Consider the following 14,095-nt stretch of genomic DNA (forward strand, 5'->3'; position numbering starts at 1 on the left):
GCCATGGTTCCCGCCGTCCGGTGGGCGCGGGCGGCGGGAACCAGGGGTGTGTCGGGGGCTTGGTGGGCGGGAACCCAGGGGTGTGTCGGGGGCTTGGTGGCGGCCTACTCCTGGACGAGGGCGAACGCCTCGATCTCGATCAGCACCTCGGGCAGGAACAGCGCCGCGACCTGCACCGCGGAGCTGGCCGGCGGGTTGGCGGTGTTCACGTGCTCGTCGCGGGCCTCGCGGATGGCGGGCAGGAAGGCGATGTCGGTGACGAAGATGGTGAACTTCACGACGTCGTCGAAGCCGGCGCCGGCCGCGGCCAGGCAGCGGCGCAGGTTCTCGAACACCTGGCGTGCCTGCGCCTTCGGGTCGCCCACGCCGACGAGGTTGCGGTGCTCGTCGAAGGCCACCTGGCCGGAGACCTGGACCAGGCGGCCGGTGCCGGTGACGACCTGGGTGTAGCCGGTGCCGGGGGCGACGCCGGGCGGCTCGGTGATGTGGGTGAGGTGCTGGTTGGTGGTCATGCGGGCCATCGTGGCGCATGGCGGGACGCTGCCGCACCCGCCTTTCGCCTTTCCTCGGAGGAGCGTGACGTACGGGCGGGCGGGGTGGCTGTGGGGCGCGTGACCCGCCAGGGATCAGCGCACGATCTCGGGCAGGTCGCGCAGGAACGGGCGGTCGGCGGCGGGGAGTTGCGCGAGTGGTCCGGCGGCGCGCAGCACGACGTCCAGGACGCCCTCCGGGTCGGCGGCGTAACCACCGCTGGCCCAGGCCGCGTTGGCCTCGACCACGGCCCAACCTCCGTCCGTCGGGCCGACGTCCACCACGGCGGCGCTGGGCAGACCGGGCCCGTCGGCGAGGACGTCGGCGGCGAACGCGAGGACCTCGCCCGCGTCCGCGCCGAGCGGTGCGACGCTCAGTTCCCCGTCCACCGCGTACCGGGAGGCGGCCCGGACGGTGCCGTCCAGGACGAACAGCCGGTACTCGCGCCGGAACCGCACCACCTCGCTCACCTGCACCGGCGTGTCGCCGTCCAGCACCTCGGGCCCGGGCAGCGCGGCACCGTCCTCGTAGACGCGGGCGGCGAACACCTTGTCCGCCGGCGGCTTGACGAACGCGGGACCGCGCAGCTCCCGCGCCTCGGCCAGCGTCGTGCAGGACACCCGGCGCCCGGTCAGCTCGCGCGGCAGGTCGCCGAGCCAGGTGGCGGACGGCTCCAGGAGCGCGAGCCCGAGCGCCCGTCCGACGGCGTCGCCGAACAGCGGCCCGCCGTACACGTGCACGGGTGCCGTCGAACCGAGCAGTTCCCCCGGCGCCTGCCAGGACGTCGCCGTGAACGCGCGCAGGCCGCGGCGGCCGGCGGCGGTGCGCAGCTGGAGGCCGGTCTCGTTGATCCGTGGCGCGAGGAGCAGGACGGCGCCGGCGGCCCCGGTCCCGGGCATGGCTCGGGGCGGCGTGGGTGCGGGGGCGTTCATGGTGCTCATGGCGTCGATGGTGCCGCCGGCGGTGTGGCGCCCACCACCGGTTTTCCGCCCATTGCGTCCCCGGTGGCTCTGGCCGAGGGGCCGGTGGGCGTGCCAGAGTCGTGCGGGCGCCGTCCGGGCACCCCCGGACGGCGCCCGCGGTCCGACCCACCCTCAGCCGGAAAGCAGGCCCCGCCGATGACCAGCGAAGCGCCGTTCGTCCACGTCACCACCGCCGACGCCGTCACCACCTTGACCCTCGACTCGCCGCACAACCGCAACGCGCTCTCCACCCGCCTGATGGCCGAGCTGCACGCCGGCCTGGCGCTCGCCGCGGCCGACCCGGACGTCCGGGCGGTGGTGCTCGGGCACACCGGCAAGGTGTTCTGCGCGGGCGCGGACCTGTCCGAGGCCACCGGCGCCGACCCGACGGTCGGCCCGCGCGGCCTGGTCGAGCTCCAGCGGGCGATCGTGGACTGCGCGAAGCCGGTGATCGCCGTGATCGACGGGCACGTGCGGGCCGGCGGCCTCGGCCTGGTCGGCGCGGCCGACCTCGCCGTCGCCGGACCGGCCGCCACCTTCGCGTTCACCGAGGTCCGGCTCGGCCTCGCGCCCGCCGTCATCTCCCTGCCGCTGCGCCCCAAGCTCGACCCGCGCGCCGCCTCCCGCTACTACCTCACCGGCGAGGTCTTCGACGCCGCCGAGGCCGCGCGGATCGGGCTGATCACCCGCGCCACGGCGTCCGCCGAGGACACCGGCACCGCGCTGAAGGAGCTGCTGGACGCGCTGCGCCAGGGCTCGCCGCAGGGGCTCGCGGAGTCCAAGCGGCTGGCGAACGCCGAGGTCGTGCGCTCCTTCGAGCGTGACGCGGACGAGCTGGTGGAGCTGTCGGCGCGGCTGTTCGGCTCGGCGGAGGCGCAGGAGGGGATGCGGGCGTTCCTGGAGAAGCGGCCCGCGCGCTGGGTGCGCTGACGCGGCGGGCCGTCCCCCCGTTCTCCCGATCTCCCGTTATCCGGTTCTTTTGTGCGGCCGGACCGGTTCTCAGCCGATGCCGGCCGTCTCGCGCCACAGGCGCAGCAGGTCCTCGTCCCCGGTGTACGTGGTGGCGCCGGCGTGGTCGGCCGGGAGACGGTTCCAGAGCAGCGGGTAGAGCTCGTGGGCCGGGCCGGCGATGGTCAGGTCCGCGGGCTCGGCCGGGGCTCCCGGTTCGCCCGGGCCGTTCGGCGCGTCCGCGGTGGCGGTCACCACCGGCTCCTGGCTGATCGTCACCCGCCAGGCGCCGGGGCCGTCGGTGGCCCGGACCAGGACGGTGCGGGGCTCCTCGCTGCGCAGCTTCGAGCGCGGGCGGACGAGGAACCCGCGCAGCAGCTCGTCGACGCCGTCCAGGGCGAGCGCGGTGTCCGCCCGCGGGCCCTCGGTGCCGGCCGCCGCGTCGGCGTCGAGGCGGTGGATGGCCGTCTCGTGCGCCTGGCGGCGGGCCCAGAACGCCAGTGGGCTGGGCGCGGGGAGGAAGAACCAGCAGTCGACGTCGGCGGGCGCGGCCACCAGCGTGTCCACCAGGGCGGCGTGGCCCTCGCGGTACCAGTCGAGCAGCGCCGCGTCGGACGGCACCGGGCCGACCGGCTCGCTCCCGCCGTCCAGGTCGAGCGGTTCCCGCAGGCCCCGGGCGGGGTGGGCGGCGGCCCAGCGGTGGACCGTGCCGACGTGCCGCAGGAGGTCGGCGACCTGCCAGTCCGGGCAGGTCGGGACGGGGGCGGTGAGGCCGGCGCGGGCGGCGGCGTCGGCCAGCAGGGCGCCTTCGAGGCGCAGGGCGTCGATGTGCTCGGAGATGTCCATGGTCCGGAGTGTTCCACGGCGGGCGGACATCGGGTCTGGGTTATCGGGGGGCGGATGTGTCTGCGGGCTGCGGGGGTTGAGGGTCGGCGCGGGTGTGGGGCGTGCGTGCGGTGGCGAGTGCGAGTGCGGGTGTGGGTGTGGGTGCGGGGCGTGCGTGCGGCGGGTGTGGGCCGGGGTGCGGGGGTGGCGTGTGGGCCGGGTGTGATGTTGGCCGCCCGGCGGCCGGACGGACCCTACGGGCCGGTAACGTGAGCGCATGCCGAAAACCCGTTCCCTCGTCTCCGCCGTCCGGGCCGGCGGCCGGCGTGCAGCCGGACGCCTCGTGCACCGGGGCTGGCGCTGGGTGCAGCGGACCGGCGCGGTCAGCAACCAGAACCCGGGCCCCTACCGCTTCGGCGAGTTGGGGGACGGGACGACGCTCGCGTTCCCGCTCGGGGCGGTGTTCAACGAGCAGTGGATCACGATCGGACCGTTCTCGATCATCGGCGAACGGGTCACCATCAGCGCCGGCTTCCTGCCCGGCCTCGACCTCGGGCCCGATCCGATCGTGCGGATCGGCGGCGGCTGCGTGATAGGCCGCGACAGCCACATCGTCGGGCACCAGTCGATCGTCCTCGGCGACGACGTGTGGACCGGGCCCGGCGTCTACATCTCCGACCAGGCGCACGAGTACCGCGCCACCGACCTGCCGATCGGCAAGCAGTGGCCGCGCAACGAACCCGTCGAGATCGGCTCGGGCAGCTGGATCGGCACCGGCGCGGTGATCCTGCCGGGCGCCCGGATCGGCCGGAACGTGGTCGTGGCCGCAGGCGCGGTGGTGCGCGGCGAGGTGCCCGACCACAGCGTCGTCGCGGGCGCGCCGGCCAAGGTCGTGCGGCGCTGGACGCCCGAGGACGGCTGGCAGCCGCCGCTGCGCCACGAGCCGCCGCAGCCGGTGCCGGACGGTGTGACGGCGGAACAGCTGCGCGCCCTGGTGGGGTGGGACCTGCGCCTGCCGGGTGAGTCGGCCTGAGGGTGGGGCCGGGCGCCTGACGTCCGGCGCCGTCAGGCGGCGGGACGGAAGGTGATGACGGCGGTGACGCCGTCGGGCCGGAGCCGGAGCGGGCCGGGGTGCCGGAGCAGGGCGGCGTCGTACCGGGCGAGGTCGGTGGCGTCAGCGGTGGCGGTGGCGGTGGTTGTGTCGGTCGCGGTGTCGACTGAGGCATCGGTCGAGGCGTCGATGGTGGTGGAGCCGGCGAGGCAGACCACGAGGACGGAGCCGCCCGGCGGCACGTCGGCGGATGCGGGCGCGGTCACGAGGGCGACCTCGGCGGTGACCCTTCCGCGACGGGTCATCACGTTGAAGTCGACCACCGGGCCGGCGAGCAGGCGGCAGTCCGTGCTGGCGTCGCCGGGGAAGGCGAAGGGCCGGTAGGGCGCGTCGATCCGGTGCTCGGCTCCGTCGACCGTGAGCACCATGCCGGGGCCCTCGACCAGGGTGATCACCCGGTCGATGCCGGGGAACGGGGAGAACGGACCGGCGGCGGCGACGTCCGCCAGGCTGACCCGCCACTCGAAGCCGTCCAGCGCGGCCCCGGCGGGGAAACCGGCGACCTCCCGGGTCACCCCGCCCCCGTTGAGCCATGCCGTGGCCGGGCGCTCGCTCGCCCGGAGTGTCTGGATCCGCCCGGTGGTCGTCATGGGCGGCATCATGCCACTGCGGGTGGGGGCGGGTAACGGCGGACGGGCGACGGCGAACAGATGACAGAAAACAGATAACAGAAAACAGATGTTGAAATCTGTCAGCTGTTATCTGTCCGCCGTCCGCCGTCCACCGTCCGCCGTCCACCGTCCGCCGTCAGCGCCGCCGCACCGTCAGCGGCAGGAGCGCCCCTGCCGCCGCCGCGACCGCCACGGTGGTGAGTGCGAGCGGGAGGCCGGCCGCGTCGGCGAGAAACCCGATGACCACCGGCCCGATCAGCATCCCGCCGTACCCGAGCGTCGACGCGAGCGCGACGCCCTGCGGCCCGCCGGCCGAACCCGCCCGGGCGATGGCGAGCGGGAACAGATTGGCCAGGCCGAGGCCGACCAGGACGAACCCGCCGATGGCGAGCGGCACCGACGGCGCGAGCGCCGCGACCAGCATGCCGGCCGCCGCGGTCAGGCCGCCCAGAAGCATCAGCCGGGTCTGCCCGAGCCTGATGGACAGCCAGGTGCCGCCGACCCGCCCGCTGGTCATCGCGAACGCGTACGCCGCGTAGCCCGCGGCGGCCGTTCCGGCGCTCGCGTGCACGTCGTCGGTGAGGTGGAGCGTCGTCCAGTCGGCGATCGCGCCCTCCCCGTACGCGGTGCACAGGGCGGTGAGGCCGAGCAGGACGACGATCAGCCCGGCGCGCGGGCCGGCGCCACCGGTCTCGTCCGCGTTGCTCCCGCCCGCGACCTGCGGCGCGTCCGGGCTGCGCAGCAGGACGACGCCCGCCGCCGCCGTGATCACGAGGCCGAGCAGCCCGCCGAGGGCGAGCGTCCAGGAGGCGCTGAGGGTGCCGGCGAGGAGTCCGCCGACGCCCGCGCCGACCAGGCCGCCGAGGCTGTACCCGGCGTGGAAGCTGGGCATGACGGGCCGCCGGAGCTGTGCGACCAGGTCGACGGCGGCGCTGTTCATGGCGACGTTCGCGCCGCCGTATCCCGCGCCGAACAGCAGCAGGACACCGCCGAGCGCGGCCACCGAGTGCGCGTGTGCGGGCAGCGGCACGGCGAGGCTGAGCAGGGCGAGCGAGCCGACGGTGACCGGCCGCGAGCCGTACCGCAGGCAGAGCCGGCCGACCACCGGCATGGTGAGGACGGCGCCGATCGACAGGCAGAGCAGGGCGAGTCCGAGGGCGCTGTGCGAGGCGTTGACCTGGCTGCGGACGTCCGGGATCCGGACCACCCAGGTGGCGAAGAGGAAGCCGTCGACGGCGAAGAACGCGGTCAGTGCGAGGCGCGCCGGACTCCAGGGGCTGTCCGTTCGCGGGGGTGTGCTGCGAGACTGGTGGGAGTTCCGGTCGGTGGGGACAGAGGCACGGATTTTGTTTCGAAGCGGCACAAAGTCACAATAGGGTCGTGCAGCTCTCATCATCAAGTCCGAAAGCGGGCCCAGGGACCGACTCCGAGGCGCAGCGCGACGCCCACCGCCGTGCCGCCCCCGATCGCGGTCGGACGCTGCTCGGCCCCGCGCTCTCGCTCATCCACACCGGTCAGACGCCGACCCGTTCCGCGCTCACCCGGGCGCTGGACGTCACGCGCGCGACCGCCGGCGCCGTCACGGCCGAGCTGGAGGCGCTGGGCCTGATCACGGTCGACTCCCGTCCTGCGGGTGGCGGGCGCGGACGCCCGTCGCACCGGCTCGCGATCGACCCGCAGGGCCCGGTGGTGATCGCGGGGCAGATCCACACGGACGGGCTGAGCGTCACGCTGGCCGGGCTCGGCGGGCTGCTGGACCCGCCGGTCCACCTGCCGCTGCCCGCCGCGACCGACCCGGTCCGGATGCTGCGCGCCGTCGCCCAGGCGGGCGCCGAGCTCGCCCGCTCCACCGGCCGCCGCTGCCTCGGCGCGGCGCTCGCGCTGCCCAACCCGGTCACCGAGCCGGACGGCACCGCGCTTGCCGCCCTGCACTTCGCCTGGCCGAGCGGCACGCCCGTGGCGGACCTGTACGACGTCGAGGTCGGCCGCGCCGACCACGGCCCGCACGCGCTCGACCCGCTGCCCACCGCCATCGCCAACGACGCCAACCTCGCCGCGCTCGCCGAGTACCGCCACGGCGCCGGGCGGGGTGCCCGTCACCTGCTCCTGGTCACGTCCGGGCACAGCGGCGTCGGTGGTGCGCTGGTCATCGACGGGCGGCTGCACACCGGCAGCGCCGGGCTCGCGCTGGAGGTCGGTCACCTCACGGTGGATCCACAGGGCCGGCCCTGCGTGTGTGGCAACCGCGGCTGCCTCAACGCGGAGACGGACCCCGACGCGCTGCTCGCCGCCGCCGGGCTCACCCCCGAACCGGGGCGCGCGGTGCTCGACCAGGCGCGTGACCTGTGCCGGGCCGCGGCGACCGACGAGCGCGCGCGGGCCGCGGTCGAGCACGTCATCGACCGGCTCGGGCTCGGGCTGGCCGGTGTCGCCAACATTCTCAACCCGGACCGCGTCGTGCTCAGCGGTCTCCACCTCGACCTGCTGGAGGCGGCGCCCGAGCGGCTGCGCGCGGTCGTCGCCGAACGCTGTCTGTGGGGGCGCAGCGGACGGGTGCCGATCGTCGGCGCCGAGCTGGCGGACAGCGCACTCGCCGGTGCGGCGGAACTGGCGTGGCGGCCGTACCTGGCGGACCCGCAGTCGGTGCAGGTGGGCTGACAGCGGTCCCACGGGCCGGCGGCTCGGGTGGCTGGTCGGGGCATGGGGGCCGAGGCAGGGAGAGCCGGGCAGAGATAAGCGGAAGCTGGCGATCCGAAAAACGTTACTTATTGTGACTGTCATACACTCGTAGTGAGCAGAGGGGGGTCAAGGCGAGGAGAGTGACCATGAGCACCGAGCTGGGCGCCGAACTGGGCAGCGCGCCGGGCGGCGGACGCGGCATCGAGCCGACCGTCGACGTCGACCGCTCCGACGCGGACTACCGGGCCTGGCTCAAGGAGGCGGTGCGCAAGGTCCAGGCCGATGCCAACCGCTCCGCCGACACCCACCTGCTGCGCTTCCCGCTGCCGACCGAGTGGGGGATCGACCTGTACCTCAAGGACGAGTCCACCCACCCGACCGGCTCGCTGAAGCACCGCCTCGCCCGCTCGCTCTTCCTCTACGGGCTCTGCAACGGCTGGATCCGCCCGGGCAAGCCGGTGATCGAGGCGTCCAGCGGTTCCACGGCCGTCTCCGAGGCGTACTTCGCGCAGCTCGTCGGGGTGCCGTTCATCGCGGTGATGGCCAAGAGCACCAGTCAGGCCAAGATCGACCTGATCGAGTTCCACGGCGGCGAGTGCCACCTGGTGGAGCGCTCGGACGAGGTGTACGCGGCGTCCGCGAGGCTCGCGGAGGAGACCGGCGGCCACTACATGGACCAGTTCACCTACGCCGAGCGCGCCACCGACTGGCGCGGCAACAACAACATCGCCGAGTCGGTCTTCGCCCAGCTGCAGCTGGAGCCGCACCCGGAGCCGGCCTGGGTCGTCGCGACCGCGGGGACGGGCGGCACCTCGGCGACCATCGCCCGCTACGTCCACTACATGCAGTACGACACCCGGATCTGCGTCGCGGACCCGGAGAACTCCTGCTTCTTCGACGGCTGGGTGGATCACGACCCGGACGCGGTGTGCGCGAGCGGTTCGCGGATCGAGGGCATCGGGCGGCCCCGGATGGAGCCGAGCTTCGTGCCCGGCGCGATCGACCGGATGATGAAGGTGCCGGACGCGGCCTCGATCGCGGCGGTGCGGGTGCTGGAGCAGATGCTCGGGAAGAAGGCGGGCGCCTCCACCGGGACGGGGCTGTGGAGCGCGCTGAAGATCGTCGCCGAGATGCGGGCGGCCGGTCGGCACGGCAGCGTCGTCAGCCTGATCTGCGACCCGGGCGACCGCTACCTGGACAAGTACTACTCCGACGACTGGCTGGCCGGCGAGCGGATCGACATCGCGCCGTACCGGGCGGCCCTGGAGTCGTTCCTGGCGGGCGGGGCCTGGGAGGGGTGACGGGGTAGGACGAACAGCTGACAGATAACAGATTTCGAAATCTGTTATCTGTCAGCTGTTATCTGTCAGCTGTCGCGCTTCCGCGAGTTCCTCCCCGCTTCTACCGCCACTCAAGGAAGTGGGCGTTCCAGCCGGCCGAGGTGAGGCTGTCCGGCGCCGGCACCTTGGTCGGTGCGGCCGGAGGTGTGGCCTGCGCGGTGTTCGCGAGGTAGACGGACACCTGTGGGGATCCCGGTTCGCTGGAGGCGAAGAGGAAGCGGTGGCTGTCGGGCGAGATCAACAGCCCGTGGTTCTCGTGGTCGTTGGCGGGCAGCAGGTTCTGGCCCGGCGTCGTCGCGTCCGGAGCGGCGGTGTAGAGGTTGCGGGCGTCCTGGCTGTCGCAGAGCAGCGTGTCGGGTCCGGTCCAGCCGACCGGGTCGCAGACCGCGGGCTTCCCCTTCTTCTCCTCGCTCATGCCGTTGACCGCGGGCCCCACCGACGCGGAGTCGAAGAGCGTGGCACCGACGGTCATCCGGCGGCCGTCGGGGGAGTCGAACCGGCTGCGGCCCAGTGCCACGGGCCCCTTGCCGGACGGCGGCGGGATCACGAAGGGCTCGGTGCCGGACTCGCCGTGCCAGTGGTCCACCAGTGCGTGGTCCCCGCTCACCGAACGGCTGCCCAGGTGCGTCTCGCTCGCGCTCCCGTCGCTGCTGGTCGCCTCGTAGGTGAACCACATCGTCGAACCGTCGGCGGAGAACGCGGCGTCCGTCTCCCGCGGCGTCATCCCGAAGCCCCCGTCGCCCGTCAGGTCGGTGAACTTCCGTGACCGGTCGACGTAGCCGACGTGCCGCGATTCACCTCCCGCGTTGATCGCGACGGCCATCCGCGTGTAGTCCCGGTCGAACAGCGCCCGGATGCCGGAGGCTTCGCCGGCGACCTGGTACGGCGAGTGCTGCTCGCACAGTTCGTGCGTCACGTTGGTCATCACGGTGGGGGCCGGCAGGACGAAGAGGGCCTCGGCCAGCGGATGCCAGTCCCGCGTGTCCCAGCCGGTGACCTGGACCGCGCCACCGCTGGAGTTCTTGGTGCAGACGGCGGTCACCACCATGTTCGTCTTCTTCGAGAAGTCGCCGCTTCCCGCACCCGAGTTGCCCGTGTCACCCGCTCCGCCCGCGGCTCCCGCACTGGTCGCGGCGGGCGGGGCCGGCCGGCCGTTCCCGCCCTGGGTGCCCAGGGCCGGGTTGTTCCCGGACGAGCAGCCCGCAACTCCGGCCAGTACCAACAGGATCGAGGCGGCTATTCGCCTGCCGTGTGTCATCGTGTTTCCCCCGTCGCCGACTGTCGTGCCGTCCGGCAGTATGACGTACATGGGGCAAGAAACGTGACGAAATGTCAGGATGCGCGGGCTGCCGGAAGATCGGCCGGGACGAGGATCTGGAGCTCCTCGGTCGACGGGTCGGCCAGCTGGGCGACGCGCATCGCGTGCCGTTCGACCATCGTCTCGAAGACTTGCCGGGCCGTACGCCCGTTGCCGAAGTTGGGGCCGCGCTCGATTGTGGCGAAGTGGTGCAGCAGCGCGTCCTCGGTGGCCTCGGTGAGGGCGTACTCGTGCTCGGCGCACTGGGCGCGGGCGATGTCGAGGAGTTCGTCCGCCGAGTAGTCGGCGAAGCTGATGGTGCGTGAGAAGCGGGACGAGACACCGGGGTTGGCGGAGAGGAAGCGTTCCATCTCGGCGGTGTAGCCGGCGACGATGACGACGACCTCGTCCCGGTGGTCCTCCATGAGCTTGACCAGGGTGTCGATCGCCTCCCGGCCGAAGTCGCGGGCGCCGTCCTCGGGGGCGAGCGCGTACGCCTCGTCGATGAAGAGGACGCCGCCGCGCGCGCGGTCGAAGGCGGCGGCGGTGCGGATCGCGGTGGAGCCGATGTGTTCGCCGACGAGGTCGACGCGGGCGACCTCGACGAGGTGTCCGCGCTGGAGCACGCCGAGGGAGGCGAGGATCTCGCCGTAGAGGCGGGCGACGGTGGTCTTGCCGGTGCCGGGGGCGCCGGTGAAGACGAGGTGCCGGCGCAGCGAGGGGGCCTTGAGCCCGGCCTGGCGGCGGCGCCGGCCGACCGAGATCAGGTCGATGAGGGTGCGCACCTCCTCCTTCACGGTGGCGAGGCCGACGAGCGCGTCGAGTTCGGCGAGGGCTTCGTCGGCGGGCCGGCAGTCGGGGATCGGCGCGATCCCGGGCATGGCGGTGGGCGGGGCCAACGCCGCTACGGTGGTGGTCAGTTGGGCGGAGCGCGGTGCGGGTAGGTCCGTTGCGCCGGCGGCCGGTCCGAAGGCGGAACCGGAGGCCGTCCCGAAGGCGGCCCCCGGCGCCGCGCCCGCGGCCGGCCCGACGTCGTCGGAGGTGCAGCCCTCGGCGACCGGCCCCGGTTCGGAGAACTCGAAGCCGGCCCGCTCGTTCTGTTCGGCCCGGCAGCGCAGGAGTTGGCTCCGGCAGCCGTCGATGATGTGGAAGCCGAAGCCCTTGCCGTGCGAGACCCGGCAGTCCTCGAAGGTGCCGCGTCCCTGGGCCGAGACGTACACCCCGGCGTCGGTGCTGGCGCGGACGGTGCAGTCGCGCAGCACCGGGTCGGCGCCCTTGGTGACGATGACGCCGGTGGCGACGTCGGAGATCTCGCAGTCGGTGAGGATGCCGCCGCTGCCGTGGTCGCGGAACCACAGTCCGGTGCCGGCCTCCTGGACCCGGCAGGCGGTCAGCGTCACCTCGGCGCCGCCGCTGACGGAGACCGCCGAGCTGCGGATCCGGCTGAACGAGCAGCGGTCGGCGGTGGCGGCGGAGTCGCGGTCGAGGACGAACAGCGCGTCGGGCAGGTCGTGCAGGGCGCAGTCGGTGAGGGTGAGCCGGGCGCCGTCGCTGACCCACAGCGCCGGGTACTCGCCGGTGGAGCCGTGGATCTGGCTGGACTCGGCGACGGCCTCGGTGCCCTGGTCCCAGACGGAGAGCGCGCCGCGCCCGAAGTCGCGGACGGTGCTGTGGGAGAGGGTGAGCCGGGCGCGGCCGCGCAGGTCGGCGCCGTTCTCGGGCAGGTCGTGGACGCGGCAGCCGGTGAGGGTGAGTTCGGCCTCGCCGTCGAGGGTCAGGCCGTTGCCGGTGACGCGGTGGATCTCGCAGTCGACGAGCCGGCCGCCGGCGTGGGCCTCGGCCTGGACGCCGCTGCCGCGGATCTCGTAGATCTCGCAGCCGGTCAGTTCGGCGGCGCTGCCGGGGTCGGAGAGCAGGACGCCGGCGCCGGCGGTGTGGTGGACGCGGCAGCGTTCGAGGGCGGCGGTGGCGCCGCCGAGGACGGCGAGTCCGGCCTGGGCGGCGGCGGCGACCTCGCAGTCCTCGAACGCGGCGGCGGTGCCTTCGCCGCGCAGCCGCAGGCCGAGGCCGCCGGGGTTGGCGACGACGCAGCCGCGCAGGGTGGGGCGGGCGCCGCCGGTGATCTCGAACCCGCTGGCGGAGCGGCTCTCCACGCGGCAGCCGCTGAAGGAGGGGGCGGCCTCGGGGCCGGTGACGAGGACGGCGGGGACGGAGGTGTCGCCGCCCTCGACGACGAGGTCGCGGACGGTGGCCGAGGCGGTGACGGTCAGCGGCACGCCGGAGGGCGGGTCGATGCGGACGGTGCCGGGGCCCTGCGCCGGGACGATCGTCACGGGCTTGTCGAGCAGCACGTTCTCGCGGAAGGTGCCGGGGCGGACGGTCACGGTGTCGCCCGGTTCGGCGGCGGCGAGGGCCTCCGCGAGCGTGTCGTACTCGCCGGCGCGGCGTCGCCAGCGGGATGCGCTGTCCTGGGTGACCCGGACCCTGTGCTCAGCCATGACGGTCTGTCGTCCCCACCTTCGTCGAGCCGGCGATCATCGGGCCGTGCGCGCTGCGGTGCGCGGGCCGTCCGCCCACCGTAGCGCGCTCGCGGGGGTGCTACGGCCGGTGCCCGGCCGGTGCCCGCGATCGTGCGGGCACCGGCGGATCCCGTCTTCGCCACATGTTCCGCCCACCGGTTTCAACGAGCGCACACACTCCTGGTTCCGGAGTGGGAGTTGCGCGGTGGGGGCGGTGGGTCGGGTGGTGCGCGCGGGAGCGCGTGCGGCGGTGCTCAGCTCAGGCGCGGGAGTCGACCGGCCACTGCCGGCCGTCCTCCAGGACCTCGACCTCGTCGCCGAGCCGCAGCGTGCCGAGGACGTCGCCGCCCTGTCCCGGGAGACCGGTGGAAGCCGGCCGCTCGGGGATGAGGTTCATGCCGAACGCGGCCTGCTTGCGCAGCCGGTGGTGCTTGGCGAGGGTGCGCAGCGGTTCGGGCCCGCGCCGCTCGCCGCTCTCCTGGTCGGTGGTGGTGACGACGCAGCGGCCGCAGGGCTTGACGACCCGGAAGGTCAGCTCGCCGATCCGGATCCGGCGCCAGCCGTCCTCGGCCCACGGTTCGCTGCCGTCGACCACGACGTTGGGGCGGAAACGTTCCATCGGCAGCGTCTCGTGGCCGTCGGGGTGCGCGGCGGCGACGAGTTCGTTGAGGCGGGCGAGCGAGGCGGTGGTGGCGAGCAGCAGCGGGAACCCGTCGGCCATCGAGACGGTGTCGCCGGGCTCGCCGTACTCCGGGTCGACGGGCCGGGCGTGCGGGTCGTCCAGGTGCACCAGGCGGTACTCGCCGAGGTGCTCGGCGATCCACTCGTGCGCCTCCTTGGGCGCCTCGGCGGCGCGGAAGCGGGTGCCCCAGACCTCGACCTCGGCGAGCGGGTCGCCGGCCGCGACGGTGGGGGCGGCGATCTCGATCCGGTCGCCGCCCGGGGCGGTGAGGGTGAGCGTCCCGTCCGGGCCGAGGCCGGTGCGGATCTGGCCGAGGGCGGGGTTCTCCCGCTGGCTGACGAAGCGCCCGGTGGGGTCGGCGAGCATCCAGCGGCGGTCTCCGGCGAGGCCCCAGGGTTCGACGGGGGCGCTGTCGGGGCTCACGCGGTACATGGACTTGACGGGGTAGACGTGGAGTCCGGAGAGCTGCATCCCTCCATCCTGCCAGCCGCGATCGCGCCGGTCGGATCGCCCCCCGTGCGTGCGCGCACTTCCGCGGGCGCGCCGGGCGGTCCGCGTACCCGCCAAAGCGTGCGCCCCTTCGCGCCCCT

12 protein-coding genes are annotated in these 14,095 nt (G+C 74.1%); 4 read left to right on the top strand and 8 right to left on the bottom strand.

Annotation, left to right across the window (positions count from 1 at the left end):
• Positions 1 to 104: 104 nt before the first annotated feature.
• The gene (locus ACFVSN_RS38845) at positions 105 to 512 is read right to left on the bottom strand and encodes a RidA family protein (protein ID WP_387958049.1); all 408 of its coding nucleotides are present in this window, start codon (positions 510 to 512) and stop codon (positions 105 to 107) included.
• A gap of 114 nt (positions 513 to 626) precedes the next feature.
• Positions 627 to 1,472 carry an ATP-grasp domain-containing protein gene (locus tag ACFVSN_RS38850; protein WP_387958051.1) on the bottom strand — a complete coding sequence of 282 codons (846 nt, stop codon included), beginning with the start codon at positions 1,470 to 1,472 and terminating at the stop codon, positions 627 to 629.
• 177 nt (positions 1,473 to 1,649) lie between these two features.
• Here ACFVSN_RS38850 and ACFVSN_RS38855 point away from each other — a divergent pair, with 177 nt between their 5' ends.
• A complete protein-coding gene (locus ACFVSN_RS38855; protein ID WP_380445634.1) occupies positions 1,650 to 2,423 on the top strand; it encodes an enoyl-CoA hydratase family protein in 774 nt (257 codons plus the stop codon).
• 69 nt (positions 2,424 to 2,492) lie between these two features.
• On the opposite strand, the gene ACFVSN_RS38860 is transcribed toward ACFVSN_RS38855, so the two are convergent.
• On the bottom strand, positions 2,493 to 3,287 hold the full coding sequence (locus tag ACFVSN_RS38860; protein WP_387594275.1) for a maleylpyruvate isomerase family mycothiol-dependent enzyme: 795 nt from the start codon (positions 3,285 to 3,287) through the stop codon (positions 2,493 to 2,495).
• A 256-nt stretch (positions 3,288 to 3,543) separates the two neighbouring features.
• Here ACFVSN_RS38860 and ACFVSN_RS38865 point away from each other — a divergent pair, with 256 nt between their 5' ends.
• Complete coding sequence (locus tag ACFVSN_RS38865; RefSeq protein ID WP_380445632.1) at positions 3,544 to 4,299, top strand: acyltransferase; 756 nt, start codon at positions 3,544 to 3,546, stop codon at positions 4,297 to 4,299.
• Between the two features lie 32 nt (positions 4,300 to 4,331).
• Here ACFVSN_RS38865 and ACFVSN_RS38870 read toward each other — a convergent pair whose 3' ends face one another.
• Positions 4,332 to 4,967 carry a HutD family protein gene (locus ACFVSN_RS38870; RefSeq protein ID WP_387958053.1) on the bottom strand — a complete coding sequence of 212 codons (636 nt, stop codon included), beginning with the start codon at positions 4,965 to 4,967 and terminating at the stop codon, positions 4,332 to 4,334.
• 157 nt (positions 4,968 to 5,124) lie between these two features.
• Complete coding sequence (locus tag ACFVSN_RS38875) at positions 5,125 to 6,351, bottom strand: MFS transporter (protein WP_387958055.1); 1,227 nt, start codon at positions 6,349 to 6,351, stop codon at positions 5,125 to 5,127.
• A 17-nt stretch (positions 6,352 to 6,368) separates the two neighbouring features.
• Between ACFVSN_RS38875 and ACFVSN_RS38880 the strand changes: the two genes are divergently transcribed.
• A complete protein-coding gene (locus ACFVSN_RS38880; RefSeq protein ID WP_380445629.1) occupies positions 6,369 to 7,646 on the top strand; it encodes an ROK family protein in 1,278 nt (425 codons plus the stop codon).
• 167 nt (positions 7,647 to 7,813) lie between these two features.
• On the top strand, positions 7,814 to 8,968 hold the full coding sequence (locus ACFVSN_RS38885; protein WP_387958057.1) for a PLP-dependent cysteine synthase family protein: 1,155 nt from the start codon (positions 7,814 to 7,816) through the stop codon (positions 8,966 to 8,968).
• A 100-nt stretch (positions 8,969 to 9,068) separates the two neighbouring features.
• Here ACFVSN_RS38885 and ACFVSN_RS38890 read toward each other — a convergent pair whose 3' ends face one another.
• The 3 genes from ACFVSN_RS38890 to ACFVSN_RS38900 all read right to left on the bottom strand — a co-directional run bounded on the left by ACFVSN_RS38890 (position 9,069) and on the right by ACFVSN_RS38900 (position 13,976).
• A complete protein-coding gene (locus tag ACFVSN_RS38890) occupies positions 9,069 to 10,265 on the bottom strand; it encodes a hypothetical protein (protein WP_387594268.1) in 1,197 nt (398 codons plus the stop codon).
• 74 nt (positions 10,266 to 10,339) lie between these two features.
• On the bottom strand, positions 10,340 to 12,802 hold the full coding sequence (locus ACFVSN_RS38895) for a right-handed parallel beta-helix repeat-containing protein (protein WP_387958059.1): 2,463 nt from the start codon (positions 12,800 to 12,802) through the stop codon (positions 10,340 to 10,342).
• Between the two features lie 280 nt (positions 12,803 to 13,082).
• A complete protein-coding gene (locus ACFVSN_RS38900) occupies positions 13,083 to 13,976 on the bottom strand; it encodes an MOSC domain-containing protein (protein ID WP_380445624.1) in 894 nt (297 codons plus the stop codon).
• Positions 13,977 to 14,095 lie beyond the last annotated feature (119 nt).

The sequence above is a fragment of the Kitasatospora sp. NPDC057904 genome (genome assembly GCF_042887925.1).
Classification (GTDB): Bacteria; Actinomycetota; Actinomycetes; order Streptomycetales; family Streptomycetaceae; genus Kitasatospora.